General features: G+C 67.7%; 20 protein-coding genes and 2 pseudogenes. 10 read left to right on the top strand and 12 right to left on the bottom strand.

The genetic code is table 11. The features are described 5' to 3' along the window. Positions 1–20 precede the first annotated feature (20 nt). Entirely contained in the window at positions 21–338 is a 318-nt protein-coding gene (locus VKQ35_RS13470) for a hypothetical protein (protein ID WP_324362414.1), read from the top strand. 89 nt (positions 339–427) lie between these two features. Then, complete coding sequence (locus tag VKQ35_RS13465; protein WP_324362506.1) at positions 428–919, top strand: FKBP-type peptidyl-prolyl cis-trans isomerase; 492 nt, start codon at positions 428–430, stop codon at positions 917–919. A gap of 18 nt (positions 920–937) precedes the next feature. Here VKQ35_RS13465 and VKQ35_RS13460 read toward each other — a convergent pair whose 3' ends face one another. Both VKQ35_RS13460 and VKQ35_RS13455 read right to left on the bottom strand, forming a co-directional pair. After that, the gene (locus VKQ35_RS13460; protein WP_324362412.1) at positions 938–1,594 is read right to left on the bottom strand and encodes a hypothetical protein; all 657 of its coding nucleotides are present in this window, start codon (positions 1,592–1,594) and stop codon (positions 938–940) included. A gap of 82 nt (positions 1,595–1,676) precedes the next feature. Continuing rightward, positions 1,677–2,195, bottom strand: coding sequence for a hypothetical protein (locus VKQ35_RS13455; RefSeq protein WP_324362410.1), 519 nt, complete (start codon positions 2,193–2,195; stop codon positions 1,677–1,679). A 159-nt stretch (positions 2,196–2,354) separates the two neighbouring features. On the opposite strand from VKQ35_RS13455, the gene VKQ35_RS13450 reads away from it, so the two are divergent. Then, the gene (locus VKQ35_RS13450) at positions 2,355–2,840 is read left to right on the top strand and encodes a hypothetical protein (RefSeq protein ID WP_324362407.1); all 486 of its coding nucleotides are present in this window, start codon (positions 2,355–2,357) and stop codon (positions 2,838–2,840) included. 10 nt (positions 2,841–2,850) lie between these two features. On the opposite strand, the gene VKQ35_RS13445 is transcribed toward VKQ35_RS13450, so the two are convergent. After that, complete coding sequence (locus VKQ35_RS13445) at positions 2,851–3,486, bottom strand: hypothetical protein (RefSeq protein WP_324362405.1); 636 nt, start codon at positions 3,484–3,486, stop codon at positions 2,851–2,853. Positions 3,487–3,603: 117 nt separating this feature from the next. On the opposite strand from VKQ35_RS13445, the gene VKQ35_RS13440 reads away from it, so the two are divergent. After that, on the top strand, positions 3,604–4,725 hold the full coding sequence (locus VKQ35_RS13440) for a hypothetical protein (protein ID WP_324362403.1): 1,122 nt from the start codon (positions 3,604–3,606) through the stop codon (positions 4,723–4,725). 5 nt (positions 4,726–4,730) lie between these two features. Here the strand turns inward: VKQ35_RS13440 and VKQ35_RS13435 are convergent. Both VKQ35_RS13435 and VKQ35_RS13430 read right to left on the bottom strand, forming a co-directional pair. Further along, a pseudogene (locus VKQ35_RS13435) lies at positions 4,731–4,889 on the bottom strand (vitamin B12 dependent-methionine synthase activation domain-containing protein); the annotation flags it as partial. A gap of 11 nt (positions 4,890–4,900) precedes the next feature. Further along, positions 4,901–6,328, bottom strand: a complete 1,428-nt coding sequence (locus VKQ35_RS13430; protein WP_324362399.1) for a hypothetical protein — start codon at positions 6,326–6,328, stop codon at positions 4,901–4,903. Between the two features lie 155 nt (positions 6,329–6,483). Between VKQ35_RS13430 and VKQ35_RS13425 the strand changes: the two genes are divergently transcribed. Further along, a complete protein-coding gene (locus VKQ35_RS13425; protein ID WP_324362398.1) occupies positions 6,484–6,615 on the top strand; it encodes a hypothetical protein in 132 nt (43 codons plus the stop codon). Then, positions 6,608–6,757: a hypothetical protein gene (locus VKQ35_RS13420; RefSeq protein ID WP_324362396.1), complete on the top strand. Its 150-nt coding sequence runs from the start codon at positions 6,608–6,610 to the stop codon at positions 6,755–6,757. The genes VKQ35_RS13425 and VKQ35_RS13420 overlap by 8 nt, the downstream gene beginning before the upstream one ends. Here VKQ35_RS13420 and metH read toward each other — a convergent pair. The 5 genes from metH to VKQ35_RS13395 all read right to left on the bottom strand — a co-directional run bounded on the left by metH (position 6,742) and on the right by VKQ35_RS13395 (position 13,337). Next, complete coding sequence (metH, locus tag VKQ35_RS13415) at positions 6,742–9,405, bottom strand: methionine synthase (RefSeq protein WP_324362394.1); 2,664 nt, start codon at positions 9,403–9,405, stop codon at positions 6,742–6,744. The two genes, VKQ35_RS13420 and metH, sit on opposite strands and share 16 nt — an antisense overlap. Before the next feature lie 180 nt (positions 9,406–9,585). Then, a complete protein-coding gene (locus tag VKQ35_RS13410) occupies positions 9,586–10,647 on the bottom strand; it encodes a homocysteine S-methyltransferase family protein (RefSeq protein WP_324362392.1) in 1,062 nt (353 codons plus the stop codon). Continuing rightward, positions 10,644–11,591 carry a methylenetetrahydrofolate reductase [NAD(P)H] gene (gene metF, locus VKQ35_RS13405; RefSeq protein ID WP_324362390.1) on the bottom strand — a complete coding sequence of 316 codons (948 nt, stop codon included), beginning with the start codon at positions 11,589–11,591 and terminating at the stop codon, positions 10,644–10,646. The genes VKQ35_RS13410 and metF overlap by 4 nt, the downstream gene beginning before the upstream one ends. After that, a complete protein-coding gene (locus VKQ35_RS13400) occupies positions 11,588–12,559 on the bottom strand; it encodes a metalloregulator ArsR/SmtB family transcription factor (protein ID WP_324362388.1) in 972 nt (323 codons plus the stop codon). The genes metF and VKQ35_RS13400 overlap by 4 nt, the downstream gene beginning before the upstream one ends. A 67-nt stretch (positions 12,560–12,626) precedes the next feature. Next, entirely contained in the window at positions 12,627–13,337 is a 711-nt protein-coding gene (locus VKQ35_RS13395) for a LytTR family DNA-binding domain-containing protein (protein WP_324362386.1), read from the bottom strand. A gap of 146 nt (positions 13,338–13,483) precedes the next feature. On the opposite strand from VKQ35_RS13395, the pseudogene VKQ35_RS22050 reads away from it, so the two are divergent. Next, positions 13,484–13,816, top strand: a pseudogene (locus tag VKQ35_RS22050) (tetratricopeptide repeat protein); the annotation flags it as partial. A 40-nt stretch (positions 13,817–13,856) separates the two neighbouring features. Continuing rightward, positions 13,857–15,242 (top strand): hypothetical protein, encoded by a 1,386-nt coding sequence (locus VKQ35_RS13390; protein ID WP_324362384.1) that lies wholly within the window; start codon positions 13,857–13,859, stop codon positions 15,240–15,242. A gap of 9 nt (positions 15,243–15,251) precedes the next feature. On the opposite strand, the gene VKQ35_RS13385 is transcribed toward VKQ35_RS13390, so the two are convergent. Beyond that, positions 15,252–15,617, bottom strand: a complete 366-nt coding sequence (locus tag VKQ35_RS13385) for a VOC family protein (protein ID WP_324362382.1) — start codon at positions 15,615–15,617, stop codon at positions 15,252–15,254. Between the two features lie 123 nt (positions 15,618–15,740). On the opposite strand from VKQ35_RS13385, the gene VKQ35_RS13380 reads away from it, so the two are divergent. Together VKQ35_RS13380 and VKQ35_RS13375 are read left to right on the top strand one after the other, a co-directional pair. Next, positions 15,741–16,340: a TetR/AcrR family transcriptional regulator gene (locus VKQ35_RS13380; protein WP_324362380.1), complete on the top strand. Its 600-nt coding sequence runs from the start codon at positions 15,741–15,743 to the stop codon at positions 16,338–16,340. 11 nt (positions 16,341–16,351) lie between these two features. Then, the gene (locus VKQ35_RS13375) at positions 16,352–17,023 is read left to right on the top strand and encodes a hypothetical protein (RefSeq protein ID WP_324362378.1); all 672 of its coding nucleotides are present in this window, start codon (positions 16,352–16,354) and stop codon (positions 17,021–17,023) included. A gap of 52 nt (positions 17,024–17,075) precedes the next feature. On the opposite strand, the gene VKQ35_RS13370 is transcribed toward VKQ35_RS13375, so the two are convergent. Further along, positions 17,076–18,011, bottom strand: a complete 936-nt coding sequence (locus tag VKQ35_RS13370; RefSeq protein WP_324362377.1) for an NAD(P)-dependent oxidoreductase — start codon at positions 18,009–18,011, stop codon at positions 17,076–17,078. Between the last annotated feature and the right edge of the window lie 76 nt (positions 18,012–18,087).

Here is an 18,087-nt window from a genome sequence, read left to right as displayed (position 1 = left end):
CAATCATGATCACCCGGAACATGGACACCCGGAAGATGCAGGTGCTGCCGCTCGGCGAAGAGGCGACGCTGGGCGACACCCGCTTCTATCCGGGCGCGCGCCTGCTCATCACCTGCAGCCTGTGCGGCTGGGCCAAGAGCTACAATGTGGAGCGCGTCATCGACCGCCTGCGCCAGCTCAAGACCGGCGGCCCGCCCACCCGCCTGGGCCAGGTCGCCCGGCGCGTCGCCTGGCCCTGCCCCGGCTGCGGGCGGGTGAAGTGGCGGGCCCAGTTCGCCTATCCGCCGGGCTTCAGCGCCGCCGACCACCGCCGGCTGACCAACCGCTACCGGAACTAAGGCGCGGCCGGCGCGCGCAGGGGACTATCCGCCTTGCCCGCGGCGGACTATGCGGGGATGCAACCCCGCGACAGGAACCTTAAGTGACGATGAAATCCCTCTGGCTTGGGGCGCTGGCCCTCACCGGCGCCGCGCTCGCGCCGTTCGCCGCTCTCGCCCAGCCGGCCGCGCCCGCGCCCGCCGCCGCCCTGCAGAGCCCCGCCGCCTACCTGGCCGCCAACGCCAAGCAGCCGGGCGTCCAGACCCTGCCGTCGGGCCTGCAGTACAAGGTCGTCTCGTCCGGCCCGGCGACCGGCCCCTCGCCCAAGGCCGAGGACATCATCAAGGTCCACTACGAGGGCGCGCTCACCAACGGCCAGGTGTTCGACTCATCCTTCGCCCGCCAGAAGCCGCTGGTCATGCCGCTCGCCAACCTGGTCCCGGCCTGGATGGAGGCGCTCCCGCGCATGCACGTCGGCGACGAGTGGATGCTCTATGTGCCGCCCGAGCTCGGCTACGGCCCCGAGGGCCAGGGCCCGATCCCGCCCAACGCGGTGCTGGTCTTCCGCGTCAAGCTCTTGGGCATGCTCAGCGCCGACTAGGCGTGGCGGCCGGCGCGCTCAGTGGGCCGCGGCCGGTCTCGCCGCCCTAGCCGCCCCAGCCGCCCTAGCCGCCGAAGGGTCCAGGATCCGCCCGTCCGCCGTGCGCATCTGGCCGGGCGCCAGGTCCGCCGGGCAGGCGCCGGCGTCGACCATGTGCATGTCCATCGACACGATCCGGGTGTCGCCCGAGCGCGGGTCGTCCACCGCCATCTCCAGCGACGAGCGCATGTCCTTCACCGTGCCGTCGACCACGCTGTGCCAGGTCCGGGGCGCGCCGGCCGCCTTGTCGCAGGCATTGTCCATGTGGAAGCCGCCGCCGGCCCGGCGCACGTAGCTGAGCTTGCAGCCCTTGCGGTTCACCTCCACCGGCGCGCCGACCGCCGGCGCCTCGACGCCCTGCGTCAGCCGGTCGAAGACCTCGGCGTCGACGCACATCTCCACCGCGCCAGTCGAGACCCCCAATCCGCCCGACGCCCCGCCGCTCCGCGTCACCTTGTAGAGCCGGGGCGTCGAAAGCGCCCTGGCCATGTCCGAGCGCGCATGCGCTAGGCCATCGTGAATCAGCGGCGCGACCGGCATCGGAGGCCCCCCGGTCCCAGCCGCCGCCGCCGCCGCGCCCGTGGCCATCAGTCCGGCCGCCGCCAGCGCCGACATTCCGATCCCGCCGAGCCTCATGCACCGCCCCTCACCGCACGTCTCACGCGAGAGACCCTATCACCTGCGGGCCCGATACCGCAGAGCGCCGGGCCTGCGTCGGCTACTGCGGCGTCTCCGGCGGCGGCGGCGGAAGCGGCGTCGTCAGCGCGATGTCCTGGTCCGCATAGGCGCGCAGGATCGTCCCCTTCTTGATGCTGACCTGCGTGCCCTTGATGAAAGGCGCGATCGGCCAGAGGAAGATGACGGCCGCCACGGTGCTGCCGACGCGGACGTCACCCTCGGCGCCCTTGTTGGCGCGCAGCCGGATGCGGTCGTCGCCGACGCGCAGGTAGACCAATCGGATGTTCAGCTTGCCGGTCTTGGCCAGCATCCCGTTCTTCTGGGCCTCGACCACCTCGCCCACGCCGTGATAGCCGGCCTTGAGGATCGTGCCGTCCGACAGCTTCACGTCGTCGTCCAGGGTGACGGTGAACCGGTCCCCCTCGGTCGAGGTGTTGCTCGAGACGGCCTCGTCGAGACGGATCGAGAATTCGGTCCCCTCGGAAACCTTGATCTGCGCCAGCACCGGCGAGGCCCACACCAGGGCCAACGCCGCCACGACGAATGTTCTGATTTTCATAAACGCGCGCCCCCCGGTCGCCGACCCCGAACCTATGGCCGAGCCCAACCTCAGTCCAGCGCCGACGCGTGGGGCCACCCGCCCGCTCGTGACCTGACCTCACGAACCCAGCGACGGAACATCGGTTTTCAGCCACCGGCATCGGCCTAGCCTCGCGCCATGACCGCCACCACCCCCGTCCTGCCCCATCATGGTCCCTTCACCCGCCTGTTCCAGGCCTGGATCGCCATCCTCATCGCCCTCTACCCCGCGATCCTGCTGAGCGGCCTGGGCTGGCTGCTCGTCATCATCGTCTGGAGCGGAGGCGCGCAGAGCCTGCAAACCATCCAGGACGGCCTGTTGCCGGCCCTGGGGATTGTGCTGGCCTGCGCCATCTACGCCATCCCCCTGACCATCGCCTTCTCGCTGCTCGCGCTGCCCTTCCTGGTCCTGCGGCGCTTCATCGTCGGTCCGGAGTTCCCCTACCTGAGGCTCGGCTACATTGGCGTGGTCCTCTACGGCCCGGCGATCGTGGTCGCGCTGATGGGCGAATGGTCGTCCGAAGCCTGGCTGTTCATCGCCCCCTACGAAACCATCGCCCTAATCGCGACCGCCTTCTACGTGCGCCTGGCGCAGGCGCTGGGGCTGTCCGCAGCGGAGGCGTGAGCCGACGCGTTTAGGCGCTTTGTAGGAGCTCTGCCAGAAAGGGAAACTCCTGGCAGCAAAGCAGATCGATCTGCCGCCGCAGATCGTCATGTGTTGTCACGTCATGGGTTGCGAGAGCCAAGTAGTAATTCTGACCCTCGAATTGGGCGTACAGCAACCACTCTCCGGTCATCGCTTGATCGGCTGCCCGGCGCTCATAGTTTCCGATGACGGCGTCATGTACCGCCCGCTTGATGTCGTCCTCCTCAAAGTAACGCTCTTCGCCCGCTGCCTGCGCCTCCGCAACCTTGGCTTCAAGGTGAGGCAGTCCGTACCGACGCAACGCCATCTGAAGGTTTAGTGCGAGAGAGCTCATTCCCGGTTGGCGATAGTGCTTGTGCCACAGGCCCTTGAGCGGCGGGTGCTTGTTCTGAATTGGTGGCTTCCACCGAGTTGGAGGTCTCGCACCCTCGAGGGCTTCGATTTCGTGGACAACGGCGCCCGGATCCAGTTGGCCTGACATGAAGCCTCCATAGAGGCCAAGCGTCAGCAGAATGCTGTACCGACCCGAGGCGGCGCGCTCCAGGCCGATCCGTTCGGCGAAGAGTTCAATTTCTCCCGTCCGGTCGGCGCCATCAGGAGCAGTCAATTTGGCTTTGGTTGCCATCGCGCCTCCCCGTCCGTCCCCTTTGGACCATACCCACCCTTGCCGCGCGAAACTATGCACACGACTTCAATATGCGGCGTCGCCAGTGTAAGCGAAGTGGTGGCTCGGAGGCTCAACATGGCGGAACGAAAAGGATTTGATACAGCCACTCGTTCTGCAATTTGGCACGGCCACAATAAGCGTTGCACCTACACTGGCGAGCCCGTTGAGTATTCTGAACTTGAAATCGACCACATCATTCCGGTGAAGGGGAGTGACGAATTAATTTCCCGCTTGAAAGAGAAGAAAATCATTCCGAATGAATTCGATATCAATGGATTTGAAAATCTAGCGCCAACAAAATCCATAAGGAACGGACAAAAGTCTAATAAAATATTTGAGGAATCTGCTATAGTCTATTATTTGCAAATAGCAGGTGAAAAGAAGGATAAGATTGAGAAAATATTTCTAGATTCTACGGAACGTGATCGTGCTCTAACAGGATTTCTAAGTATAAAATTGCAGGCGGAAAAATACGACTTGTCAATTGATGACATGGTCGATCTCATGAAATTTCAAGTTCAAGGAGATGTCCCAATTCGGATTTCTCCCGAACTTGGAACCGATATATACTCTGCAAATTCATCTATTGCTACATCTCTAGTTAGCAAGCCATTCGCTCTTGGGGGTGGAAGCGTAACTGAAATTGAACTTACCGGGCCAAATCAGACAAAGATGGCCTGTCGGAACGTGGCTGAGTTTCGCGAAGCAAAAGGAAATGGTTTTTTTGGAGATAGCCAGCGAGACATGAACTTCTTCGCCCTTGCAGACCGCACCTCGGAGATATTGCGAGCTATCGAAGACGCCAAGTGGCCAAAGCATTCGGCGGTCAGATTCCCCCGAATTACGATGAAAAACTTGGATCGCTGGTCTAGTTCTTGGCTGAATTATGTTCCGTCCCCTCACAACGAGAAGGTCATAGAGGACAGTCTTAGATCCGATCCAACGCTTGCAGCAGCTGTCGCGTCAGGTTGGGCGTCAATTAGGTCGCAAGATGACTGGTCAGCAGACTTCGATTGGAAGTTCGGATTTCCGGTGAAGCTCTTTGAACTTCTACGAGGAGACTTAGATCACGACGGCGAGGAGGAGATTTTGGTGTCTTCCGTGGCTTACGCAGACGGTGGCACGTTTCGCGCCTCAAAGATCACTCTCGCCAAGGTGGATTCGCACGGCATAATCTACCCGGGCGAGGATCGCTAACTCCCCTACCCCGCCTCGCAGTTCAAGATCGGCCCCAGCCACCGCTCCACCTCCGCGACGCTCATCCCCTTGCGCCGCGCATAGTCCTCCACCTGATCCCGCTCGATCCGGCCGACGCCGAAGTCGCGGTTCTCCGGGCGGGCGAACCAGAGGCCCGAGACCGCCCCCAACCCCCCTACCCCTCAAATATCCAGTTCCCCGTCAGTGTCGACATCTGCACGCCGACCAGGATCATCTGGTTGGGCGCGCCGTTGCTGGCGCCCATGTCGATCACGGTGTCCGCGCCCACCTGGCTCACTGTGTAGGTGGTCCCGGGGTCGAGCTGCACCCGGTCGCCTTCGGCGAGGTTGAAATCCAGCACCCGGTCGATCCCGGCGTCCTGGCTGCCGTGGAAGATGTCGGCGCCGGGCCCGCCGGTCTCCGTGTCGTTGCCGCGGTCTCCCGAGATGAAGTCGTTCCCGGCCCCACCGGAAATCAGGTCGTCGCCCTGGCCGCCGCGCACCTGGTCGTTCCCGTTCCCGCCGTCCAGGGTGTCGTTGCCCAGGTTCCCCCAGACCACGTCGTCGCCGTCGTCGCCGGACTGGATGTCGTTGTCCTTGCCGCCCACGACGATGTCGTCGCCGCCCATACCGTGGAGGATGTCGTCGCCCTGATTGCCCTGGAGCGCGTCGTGAAAGGCGCCGCCCCACTCCTGGTCGTTCCCCTCCCCGCCGGAGATCAACCCGTTCTGCACCCCCTGCTGGCCGAAGAAGCTCTGGGCGCCGGGGCCTAAGTCGATGTCGCCGTTGATGGTTCCGTTGTTGGCGATGGTCACGTGCACGTTGGGGATCGGGTTCACGTTGATGACGATGCGGCCGTTGATCACGCCGTCGTTGTCGATGCTCTGGAACTCGCTGTCGTCGGTGGTGGTGTTGACGTCCTCGATGGCGATGTCGCCGGTGATCGTTCCGTGGTTTTGGATGGTGGTGGTGCCGCCGCCGACGTGCACCGCGACGCTGTCGATATTGGGGTCGTTGTCGGTGACGACGATCTCGCCGCTGTTGATGACCGACGTGGGGAAGGGGCTGTAGATCCCGTGCACGACCGTGCCCGCCGCCGTGCCGGTTACGTCGATGGAGCCGCTGTTGGTCACGAACGCGCCGTTGCCGAGAAAGAAGCCCGTCGCGGTTCCGGCGCCTGAGATGTCGATATGGCCGCTGTTGGTGACCGCGCTCGACAGCGCCGAGACATAGACCGTGAATTTCTGGGCGACGTCGACGCCTTCGGCCGCGCCGGCGGCGGTGACCGTGATCGCGCCTTCGTTGGTGACGGCCGGCGCGCTCTCGGTCAGCAGGAACGCCGCCGAGCCCTGGGAGGTCACCGTCAGGTGGCCGGCGTTGTCGACCGTGGCGGCCTGCCAGTCGATGCCGCTGCCGGGGCTGAGCTCGAAGGCCGTCGCCCCGGTCTGGCCGGGGACTTCCGTGAAAACGATAGTCCCGTCGTTGGTGAAATTGGGCCCGGCCGGCCCCTGGTCGACCAGATAGCCGATGCCGCCCTGGGCCGGCATATCGATCGTGGCCCCCGCCGCGACGGTGGTGTCCGAGTTCAGGTGAAAATCAGGCACGCGACACTCCGCTGATCACGTTCAGCGGCCCCCGCCGCGGCGCCAGCAGACCGGCGACTCGATCTCCGGTCAAGCTTGGTTGCAAATTTCCCCGGTTTGGGGCGTTCCCGTCTCAGCCTACCCCTCGAAAATCCACGGCCGCGGCTGGGGCGGCCATGCTGGCGCCCCTGGCCTCCAAGCGCGTCGTCGCCTTTCCCAGCCTCACGATTGGGATTATCTTGCTGTTCGGATTGGTGGCCCTGCTGGTCGGCATACACCTACAGCCGCAGGCGAAACCCGATGAATGATCCATTCCTTGGACTTGCGGTCTATTCGGGCGCGATTTTCGTCTTCGCCATAGGCATGACCCTCTTCATCGGCCACAAGCGCCGAAGGATCGCCGAAGAGATCGAAGCCGAGCGCGAAGCTGCGGCTCACCCCGCCTCATAGTTCAAAATCGGCCCCAGCCACCGCTCCACCTCCGCCACGCTCATCCCCTTGCGCCGCGCGTAGTCCTCGACCTGATCCTTCTCGATCCGTCCCACCCCGAAATAGTGGCTTTCCGGGTGCGCGAAGTACAAACCTGACACCGCCGCGGTCGGGTACATGGCGTAGCTCTCGGTGAGCTTCAGCCCTGTCGCGGCCTCGGCGTCCAGCAGCTCGAACAGCACGCCCTTCTCGGTGTGGTCGGGCTGGGCCGGATAGCCGGGCGCGGGGCGGATGCCGCGGTACTGTTCGGCGATCAGGGCGTCGATGTCGAACGGCTCGTCCGGCGCATAGCCCCAGAGCTCGGTGCGGACCTTGCGGTGCAGGGCCTCGGCGAAGGCTTCGGCCAGGCGGTCGGCCAGCGCCGCGGCCATGATCGCCGAATAGTCGTCGCCCTTGTCCTTGAAGGCCTTGGCGATCTCGGCTTCGCCATGGCCGGCGGTGACCGCGAAGCCGCCGATCCAGTCGGGGCGCGTGCCGACCGGCGCGATGAAGTCGGCGAGCGCGACGTTGGCGCGGCCGCCGTCCTCCTGTTTCTTGTCTTTCGCCATCTGCTGGCGAAGGCTGTGCAGGCGGGCGAGCTCGGTGGTGCGGGTTTCGTCGGTGTAGAGCACGATGTCGTCGCCGTCGGCGTTGGCCGGCCAGAAGCCGACGACGCCCTTGGCGGTAAACCACTGCTCGCCGATGATCCGCTGCAGCATGGCCTGGGCGTCGGCGAACAGGCTGACCGCGGCTTCGCCGACCACGTCGTCCTCCAGGATCTGCGGGTATCGCCCGATCAGCTCCCAGCTGGCGAAGAACGGCGACCAGTCGATGTGGCGGGCAAGCTCGGCCAGGTCGTAGGACTCGAACGTCCGCGTGCCGATGAAACTCGGGGCCGGCGGCTCATAGGTGGTCCAGTCGGGGGTGAAGGCGTTGTCCCGCGCCTCGTCCAGGGTCGAGCGCGCGCGCTTGTCCTGGCCGCGCGCGAACGCGGCGCGGACCTTGACGTAGTCCGCCGCGGTCTCGGCCATCAGCCGGTCGCGTTCGGTGGGCGAGAGCAGGCCACTGACCACGCCCACGGCGCGGCTGGCGTCCAGCACATAGGTGGTCTGGGACCCCTTGTACTTGGGCTCGATCTTCACCGCCGTGTGGGTCTTGCTGGTCGTAGCGCCGCCGATCAGCAGCGGGATGGTCATGCCCCGCCGCTCCATCTCGCCGGCCACATAGGCCATCTCGTCCAGGCTCGGCGTGATCAGGCCCGAGAGCCCGACCATGTCGACCTTCTGCGCCACCGCCTCGTCGAGGATGCGGTCGGCCGGGACCATGACGCCCAGGTCGATGACCTCGTAGTTGTTGCACTGCAGGACCACGCCCACGATGTTCTTGCCGATGTCGTGGACGTCGCCCTTGACGGTGGCCATCAGGATCTTGCCCGCCGCCTCGCGCGGCTTGCCTTCCTTCTCGGCCTCCATGAACGGCATCAGATAGGCCACGGCCTGCTTCATCACCCGGGCGGACTTCACCACCTGCGGCAGGAACATCTTGCCCGAGCCGAACAGGTCGCCGACCACGTTCATGCCGTCCATCAGCGGGCCTTCGATCACGTGCAGCGGGCGTTCGGCGGCGGCGCGCGCCTCTTCGGTATCGGCCTCGATGAAGTCGGTCAGGCCGTGCACCAGGGCGTGGGTCAGCCGCTGGCCGACGGTCCCTTCGCGCCAGGCCAGGTCCGGCCCCTTGGCCTCGGACTTGCCGCCCTTGTACTTGGGCGCCAGCTCCACCAGCCGCTCGGTGTTGGAGATGTCGGTGCGCTGCGGCCGGTTGAGGATCACGTCCTCGACGGCCTCGCGCAGCTCGTCGGGGATCTGGTCGTAGACCGGCAGCTCGCCGGCGTTGACGATGCCCATGTCCATACCCGCGGCGATGGCGTGGTAGAGGAACACCGAGTGGATCGCGCGCCGCACCGGCTCGTTGCCGCGGAAGCTGAAGCTGACGTTGGAGACCCCGCCCGAGACCCGCGCGTGGGGAAGCGTGCGCTTGATCTCCCGCGTGGCCTCGATGAAGTCGACGGCGTAGTTGTTGTGCTCGTCGATCCCGGTCGCCACCGCGAAGATGTTCGGGTCGAAGATGATGTCCTCGGCGGGGAAGCCGATTTCCTCCGTGAGCAGACGATAGGCCCGCGTGCAGATCGAGACCTTGCGCCCGGCCGTGTCGGCCTGCCCCACCTCGTCGAAGGCCATGACCACGACCGCGGCGCCATAGCGCTGGCAGGCCTTGGCCTGCTCGATGAACTTCGCCTCGCCCTCCTTCATGGAGATCGAGTTGACGATCGCCTTGCCCTGCACGCAGCGCAGCCCCGCCTCGATCACCTCCCACTTCGACGAGTCGATCATCACCGGCACGCGGGCGATGTCCGGCTCGGCGGCGATCAGGTTCAGGAAGGTGACCATGGCCGCCTGCGAATCCAGCAGGCCCTCATCCATATTGACGTCCAGCACCTGGGCGCCGGCGTCCACCTGCTGGCGCGCCACCGACAGCGCCGCCGGATAGTCCCCGTCGGTGATCAGCTTACGGAATTTCGCCGACCCCGTGACGTTGGTCCGCTCGCCGACATTGATGAAGAGAGGTCGCATTCAGCTCTACTTACCGTGTCATCCCGGTTTGCGGCGCATCGCGCCGGAAGACCGGGACCCATAATCGCCGGCGCGTCAGGGCATCCCGAACCGCGCCGGCGCGCTCTTTTCGGAACCTCTGGCGTCTATGGGTCCCGGACAGCTGCTGCGCAGCTTCCGGGATGACACCGGAGGTATGGGTTACGCCAGCTCAAACGGCTCCAGTCCGGCGAGACGCATGGCGGTCGGCCGCTCCGGGATCGGCCGGGGCGCGAGGCCCGCGACCGCGTCCGCGACGTGCTTGATGTGCTCCGGCGTGGTGCCGCAACAGCCGCCCAGGATGTTGACGATCCCTTGCTCGGCCCAGTCGTGCAGCATGTGGCCGGTCTCGTCCGGGGTCTCGTCATATTCGCCCATGGCGTTGGGCAGGCCCGCGTTCGGGTAGGCGCTGACCAGCGTGTCGGCGATGCGCGAAAGCTCGGCGATGTGCGGCCGCATCAGCTCGGCGCCGAGCGCGCAGTTCAGGCCCACCGCGAAGGGTTTGGCGTGGCGCACGCTGTTCCAGAAGGCCTCCACCGTCTGGCCGCTCAGCGTGCGGCCCGAGCGGTCGGTGATGGTGCCGGAAATCCAGATCGGCAGCGGCTCGTAGCCCTCGTCCTGCAGGTCGAGGATCGCCTTGATCGCGGCCTTGCAGTTGAGCGTGTCGGTGATGGTCTCGATCAGGAAAAGGTCGACGCCGCCCTCGTGCAGCGCCAGCACCTGCTCGCGGTAGGCGGCGTAGACCTGCTCGAAGTTCACCTTCCGCGCGCCCGGATCGTTCACGTCGGAGCTCATCGACAGCATCACCGGCAGCGGCCCGATGGAGCCGGCGACGAACCGCGGCTTCTGCGGCTCGCGCGCCGTGAAAGCGTCCGCCGCCGCCCGCGCCGCGCGCGCACCCTCCAGGTTGATGTCGCGCACCGCCGCCTCCAGCCCGTACTCCGCCTGGGCGATGGAGGTGGCCGAAAAGGTGTTGGTCTCGCTGATGTCCGCGCCGGCGGCGTAGTAGGCCTCGTGCAGTTCCTGCACCAGGTCCGGCCGCGTCAGGCACAGGACGTCGTTGTTGCCCTTCAGCTGCCCGGCATAGTCGGCGAAGCGGTCGCCGCGGTAGTCGGCCTCGGTCAGGCCGCGCTTCTGGAACATCACGCCCCACGACCCGTCGAGGATCAGGACGCGGTCCTTGGCGGCGCCTTTAAGCGCCGCAATACGCTCTTGCCGGGTCACGCCGCGGCCTCCTTCTCTCGATCGGGTTCGCGCACGCCCAGCACGCGGCAGATGGCGTAGGTAAGGTCGGCGCGGTTGAGCGTGTAGAAGTGGAAGTCGGAAAAGCCCTCTTCCGCCAGCCGGGCGCACATCTCCGTCGCCACCGAACAGGCCAAGAGGCGCCGCGTCTCCGGGTCCTTATCGAGGCCCTCGAACAGGTTGCCGAGCCAGGCCGGCAGCTGGACCCCCATCGGGACCGCCATCTTCTTCAGGCCCTTGAAGTTGGTCACCGGCATGATGCCGAGCGAGACGGGGATGGTCACACCGGCCGCCCGGACCTTGTCCATGAAGCGAAGCAGACCCTCGACGTCGAAGAAGAACTGCGTGATCGCCCGCGTGGCGCCTGCGTCGATCTTGGCCTTCAGGACGTCGATGTCGTGATCGACGCCAGGGCTCTCGGGATGGACGTGCGGATAGAGGCCGACGCTGACCTCGAAATCGCCGATCGCGCGGATGCCGGCGGTCAGTTCCGTGGCGTTGGCGTAGCCGTCGGCGCGCGGTGAATAGGCGCCGCCGATCTGGCCGGGCGGATCGCCGCGCAGGGCCACGATGTGGCGGATGCCGGCGTCCCAGTAGTCCTGAATCACGCCGTCGACCTCGCCGCGCGAGGCCTCGACGCAGGTCAGGTGCGCGGCGGGGCGAAGGCGCGTTTCCTTCAGCATCCGCAGCACCGTGCGGTGGGTGCGGTCACGCGTCGAGCCACCGGCGCCGTAGGTCACCGAGACAAAGCTCGGGTCCAGCGGCTCCAGCCGGCGGATCGCCTCCCACAGGGTCTCCTCGGCTTCCGGCGTCTTCGGCGGCGAGAACTCAAAAGAGACGTTGGGCCGGGTCCCAGCGCTGATGCCGGCGCGGGCGATGGGGCCCAGCACGTCATCGGGGCCATCGGTCTTGCGGCGCAGAGTCATGCCGCGCTCCTTTGGCGCGCCCGACCGCGCTCGGCGGTCCAGATCTTGACGGTGAGCCCGCCCTTGTCGGCCGGCGGCAGCGCGGCGACCGTCAGCGCGCCGAGGCCGGCCTCGGCCAGCCAGCGGGCCATCTCCGGCTCGGCGAACCCCAGGCGGCGATGCTGGTGCTGCTCGCGCAGGAATTCCAGCCGATGCGGCGCGAAGTCGGCGATGATCAGCTTGCCGCCGGGCGCGACGATGCGCGCCGCCTCCTTCACCGCCGCGGCGGGGTCGGCCAGGTAGTGCAGCACCTGGTGCACCACCACCAGGTCGGCGCTCTCGTCGGGCAGGCGGGTGGCGAAGATGTCGCCGTGGCGCAGCTCGCAGCCGGCCAGGCCCGCCTCGGTCACCCGGTTGCGGGCGAGGTTCAGCATCTGCTGCGACAGGTCCAGGCCCAACGCCGCCTCGGCGTGCGGACCCAGCAGCGTCAGCATCCGCCCGGTGCCGGACCCCAGGTCCACCAGCCGGCGGAATGGTCCCGGCCCCGCGGCCTTCCGGATCGCTTCCTCGACGTCGGCGTCGGAGACGTAGAGCGAGCGGATCTCGTCCCAGCGGGCGGCGTTGCGGGCGAAGTATTCGCCGGCCGCGTCAGCCCGCTCCGACCACACCGCCTGCAACCGCTCGGCGTCGCGCTGCAGCACCGGGTCCGCCGGATCGATCCGCGACAGCAGCTCGGTGATGAGCGCGTCGGCGGCGCCGCCGTGCGTCAGGCGGTAGAACACCCAGGCGCCGTCCGGGAACCGCTCCACCAGCCCAGCGTCAGCCAGCAGCTTCAGATGCCGCGACACCCGGGGCTGGCTCTGGTCCAGCACCCGGCAAAGCTCCAGAACGGCGAGCTCTTCCCGCGCGAGAAGTGCTAGGATACGCAGCCGCGAGGGCTCACCGGCGGCGCGCAGCACCTCAACAGCCTGGTTTGCGGTCAAACTCATAGCTCACATAAAGATATCTTTATGTCTTTATGTCAAGTTAATGAGCGCGGGCCTCCGGTGCGCGATCCTACCGCCAGCCGGCGCTCTTCAGGACCGCGGCGTGGGCCCGGCTGACCGGCGCCACCAGCCCGCCCGCCAGGTGCGCGTCGCCGGCGCCCCGCCGCCAGCGAATGCCCTCGATGGCGTCGCCGGCGATCCACCAGGACCGATGCGTCTGAAAACCCGCCGCGCCGGCCAGCGCCTCCAACGCGTCGGCGAAGCGCATCGTCAACAGCTCGGCGCCCGCGTCCGTGTGGACCCGCAGATAGTGATCCTCGGCCTGGACGGCGATCAGCCGCGCGGTCCGGCGCTTGGACGACAGGCGGCGGCGGAAGGCGGCTTCGGCCTCCGGCAGCGGCGGCGCGACGACGATCCGGGTGCGGACCACGGTCGCCGGCGTCCGACGCGCGAGCGCCCTCACGCCCATCACCAGAACGGCGACCACCAGAACCTGTCCGAGGAATCGCGGCGAGAGCGTCGGGCGAAGCCGCGCCGGCTCGAAGACCTCGCTCAAGGCCACGACCAGAAGGGCCGCCGGAACGGTGATCAGGAGGCTGGTCAGGGCGACGCGGCGCCAGGAATTGGCCATCCGGCGGCTGAGCCAGGCGTCCACCGCGACCCCGACCGCGCCGCCGCCGGCTATGCACAGCAGCCAATAGGGGATGCGGGATGTCGCCGGCATGGCGCTGGTCGCATAGGGCCCGATCAGGCCCATCGCCGCGCCAAAGGCGCCCAGCAACGCCAGTTCGGCGGCAGCGCCGCGGACCTCGGGCGCCGCTCGCGAAGAAACGGCGCCGTCTACGCGAACGGGGCTGGCGCGCGCGGCGCGGACGCGCGGAGCCTGCCGCCCCGTCCCGGACGCCGCCTGTCGAGGAGTGACACCAAATTCAACCATCGCTCCCCAGCCTATCTCCATCCTTTGGAGGGCGCACGCGCCGCATCCCGGCGGCCCTGGCCGCGGTCGCCGCCCTGTGCTGGGCGCCGCCGGCCGCCGCCGACGCCGTCTCCGACCTCGTCACCGCCCGCGCGGCTGTGTCGCGCGGCGACTGGCCGGCCGCGCTGGCGCCGCTGCAGCGCCTGGCCGGCGGATCGCCGTCGAACGGCGAGTTTCGCCTCGGCCTTGCCCGCGCGCACTACTACGGCGGCGACTTCGCCCAGGCCGCCACGGACTATGAGGCGGCGCTGGCGCTTAAGGCCGCGGACCCCGCGATCCTCGCCTTCGGGATCGCCAAGTGCGGCGCCCGGCTGGGGCGCAAGGATGACGCCAAACGCTGGCTGGCGACGGCCATGCGCCTGGGGCTGCGGCGCGAGGGACGCCGCACGGACAGACGACGATTTCGCAACCCTGCGCGGCGACCCCGACGTCCGCGCCCTGCTCGGCCTGCCGGCGCCCGTGCGGCCCGCGCGCGACGAGGCCTGGCGCGCCGATCTGCGCTTCCTGGCGGAACGGGTCGAGCACAAGGCCTACCAGCCGTTCCGCTCCGAGACCGGCAACCGCTATGTCTCCCACGCCGTCTACAGCCGCGAGGAATTCGAGGCGGCGGTGGCGAAGCTGTCCGCCGATATCCCTGGGCTCAGCGATGGCGCCATCGAGGTCGCGCTGTTCCGTCTGACGGCCGGCCTGGGCGATGGGCACACCGCCATCGAGGGCGCCCGCACCCGCGACTTCGGCCTGACCCTACCGCTCGGCTTCTACCTGTTCGACGACGGCCTGCACGTGATCGCCGCGGCGCCGGCCTATGCGGATCTGGTCGGGGCGCGGGTGATCGCCTTCGACGGCGTGCCGGCCGCCGACGTGCTGGCCCGCGTCGAGCCCCTGGTCAGCCGCGACAACGGCCAGTGGGTCAAGGCCATGGCCCCGACCTTCCTGCGGCACACGCCCATGCTGCACGAGATCGGCGTCGCCAAGGCCGACGACAAGCTTACCCTGACGCTCGAAACGCCGGACGGCGCGCGGCGGACGGCGGCGGTGAGCGCCGACTTTTCCGAGCCCGACATCTGGAACGCGCTGCCGAAGCCCGCCGCCTGGCGCTGGCTCGGCGACCGCAGCGCCGCCGACTTCCAGCAGGGGAATGACCGGCCCTATTGGCAGCGCTGGGACCCCGCGACCCGCATCCTCTACGTCCAGTACAACAAGGTGGCCGACGACAAGGCGAAGCCCTTGGCCGCCTTCGCCGCCGAGCTTTCCGCCACGATCGCCGCGCTCCCTGTCGAAAAGCTGGTGATCGACATGCGCGGCAACAACGGCGGCGACACCCACCTGAACGAGCCGCTGCTGGCCGCGGTGGCCGGGGCCGGCAAAATCAACCGCACCGGCCATCTCTATGTGATCACCGGCCGGCGCACCTATTCGGCGGCGATGAACGCGGTCTCCTATTTCGGCCGTTTCACGAAGGCGATCTTCGTCGGCGAAGCCACCGGCGGAAAGCCGAACTCGCCCGGCGACGAGACCATCTTCACCCTGCCCTACAGCCAGATCGCGGTGAACGTCTCCGACCGCTACTGGCAGGGCGGCTGGCCGGACGACTTCGCCGACACCCGCGCCCCCGACATCGAGGTGCCGGTGCGCTTCGCCGACTACGCCGCCGGGCGCGACGCGGCGATGGAGGTGATCAAGGCCCAGGCGGCGCCGAAGACGCCCTGACGGCCCGCCCTACTCCTGCGGCGGCTGCCAGAGTTCGATCTTCACGCCGGCCGGGTCCATCAGCCAGCCGAACTTGCCATAGTCGTCGCTGGTCGGCTCGCCTGCCAGCTCCGCGCCCTCGGCCTTCGCCTTCGCCAGCACGCCGTCCAGGTCGTCGACGATGAAGTTGATCATGAAGGGCGCGTTCGACGGCGCGAAGTGATCGGTGTCGGCCGCGAACGCGGTCCAGACAGTCTGGCCCAGCGCCGGATGCGGCCAGGTCGCGCCGCCCCACTTCGATATCTCGAAGCCGAGCACGCGCGCGTACCAGTCGTTCACGGCCTTCGGGTCCGCCGCCTTGAAGAACACCCCGCCGACACCCAACACTTTCGCCATGCCAATCCTCCCGCCTCGCCTGGGCCCCGCCAGGGCATTGGCCTGCCCATCATGTCCTGCGGCGCGAACCCCGCGCCAGCCCTATCTTGACAGAAACTCAATCAACTGATTGATTGAATCCCAATGAACGCCGGCGACCCTTTGCGCTCCAACGATTCGGCCTCCGGTCGCCGTGAGGCGCTCGTCCGCGCGGCTTTCGACCTGATCGCCGCGCAGGGCTTTGAGAACCTGCGGACCCGCGACGTCGCTGGGCGCGTCGGGATCAACGTGGCCACCCTGCACTACTATTTTCCGACCAAGCAGGCGCTGGTCGCCGCCGTGGCGCAGTCGTTGGCGTCGGGGTTCGAGACGCTGCGAGCGCCGGGCGCGGCCGCCGCCTCACCTGTGGCGCGGCTTCGGCAGGAGTTCGCCGACACGCGTCTCTATCTGACGGAAGCGCCTGAGATGATTGCAGTGATGCGTGAGTTGATGGCCCGCGCGGCCCGCGACCCCGAGATCGCGCAGGTGATCGAACCGCTGAAACAGGCGTGGCGGCGCAGCCTTCAGGACATCATCGAGGACGGCGCGGCCCAGGGCGTCTTCTCGACAGCCATGCCGAGCGCGGAGGCCGCCGCCGTGCTGGTCGCGCTCCTGTGGGGCGCCGCGACCTTTCCGCTGAACGTCAACGAGCTCTTGAGCGCCCAAGCCGCTGTCGAGGCTTGGCTCGCTCCGAACACACCTTGAGGAGGCGCTCCATGACCCAAGGCTTTCCCGTCCGCCGAACCTGCCTGTTGGCCGGGGCCGCCGGAATGGTCGGCGTGCTGATGATTGGCTCATCCTTCGCCATCAACAACGGACCGCCGCTCACGGCGCCAGATGCGGCGTTCCTGAGCTATGCCGTCACCCATCAGGGGCCGGTCCTGTGGGGCGCCTGGCTGCAGGCGGTCGGGCCGGCATTGATCGTCGCCCTGGCCCTCACCCTCGTCGCCTTGGCCGGCGCAGGCCAACGGCCGGCGGGACTGCTGACCCTGTTTGGGGCCGGCGTGTTGATGACCACGAGCCTGATGGAGATCGCCTGCTACATCGGCCAGTTGTTCACCGCGCCCGCGGAAATGCCGCGGATCGCCAACACGTTCGGCTACGCGATCCAGCACCTCTATTTCTTCGTCGCCGCGCCTTCCCTGTTCCTTCCCTTGGGCTACGTCCTGCTGGGGTCCCAAGTCCTGCCGCGCGCCTTCGCTTGGCTGGCGATCCTGTTGGGCGCGACTTTCCTGGCCCTGGGCCTGGCGACCCTGAAGAATCTGGTGCTGCCGACTCCGGTCACGGCGTTCGCCGCGGTTCAGGCCCTCTGGTGGTTCGCCGCGGGCCTGACCCTGATCCTCCGTTCGCGCCGGATCGCCGCCGAGACGCTGGAAGCGGGTTCCTAGCGACGAGGACCACTCCTGGGATCGTTCGCCGCGAAGCGGTCAGCGCGGGGCCTCAGACCGGCGCCACTGGGCTTGCCAAGTCCGCCCCCTTCAGGAACCGCTGCACATTGTCGATCGCCTGGGCGACCATCAAGGGAACGGCCTCGTTGCTCGACCCGGCGGTGTGCGGGGTCAGCACGGCGCCTGGGATATCGGCCCAGAGGTCGGCGGGCGTGGGCTCGGTCTGGAAGACGTCGAGCGCGGCGCGCCACAGCTTGCCGGACTTCAGCGCCGCGCGCAGCGCCGGCTCGTCGATCAGCGAGCCACGGCCGACGTTGACGATCATGCCCTTGGGCCCCACCGCCTCGATCACCTCCGCCGAGATCATCCCGCGGTTGGCGGCCTCGGCGCGGGCGCAGACCACCAGGATGTCGCTGGCCTCGGCGAGCGCCAGCAGGCTGTCGGCGCGGGGCCAGGGGGACTCGGATTTGGCGCGCGGGGACCACCACTGCACGTTCAGCCGGAACGCCTCGGCGCGGCGGGCCACAGCGGCGCCGATGTGGCCCAGGCCCACGACGCCCAGCGTGCGCCCGCCCAGGCTCGGCTGCGAGCCGATCCGCTCCTCCTGCACCCAGCGGCCGTCGCGCACCGTGCGGTCGAGCGTCGGGATGTTGCGCCAGGCGGCCAGCATCAGGCCGATGGCGTGGTCGGCCACGTCTTCGGCGTTCAGGCCGCGCGCGTGGGTGACCTCGATGCCGTTGGCGCGGCACCAGGCGACGTCGATCCCGTCATAGCCGACGCTCACGCAGGCGATCAGGCCGAGCGCCGGCAAGGTCTTCAGATATTCCGGCGTCAGCACCACCTCGCCGGCATGCACGATGCTTCGCACGCGGGCCCGCTGATCGTCGGTGAGTTCCCACGCCCGGGCCGTCGAAAGGCCGCCGCTCTGGAACGCCGGCTCCAGCACGGTCAGGAACGGGACGGCGATCAGGGCCAGCGGTTGCGACATCGTTCCCCCTACAGGTCGAGCACGTCTGTCCTATAGCCGCGCGATCCGGGCAAGCTTGACTTGAACGGCGCCCGCC

This window comes from Phenylobacterium sp., from assembly GCF_035309685.1.
Classification (GTDB): Bacteria; Pseudomonadota; Alphaproteobacteria; order Caulobacterales; family Caulobacteraceae; genus Phenylobacterium.
Note: the sequence above shows the minus strand (reverse complement) of the source record. Positions and strands in the feature narration are given on the sequence as shown.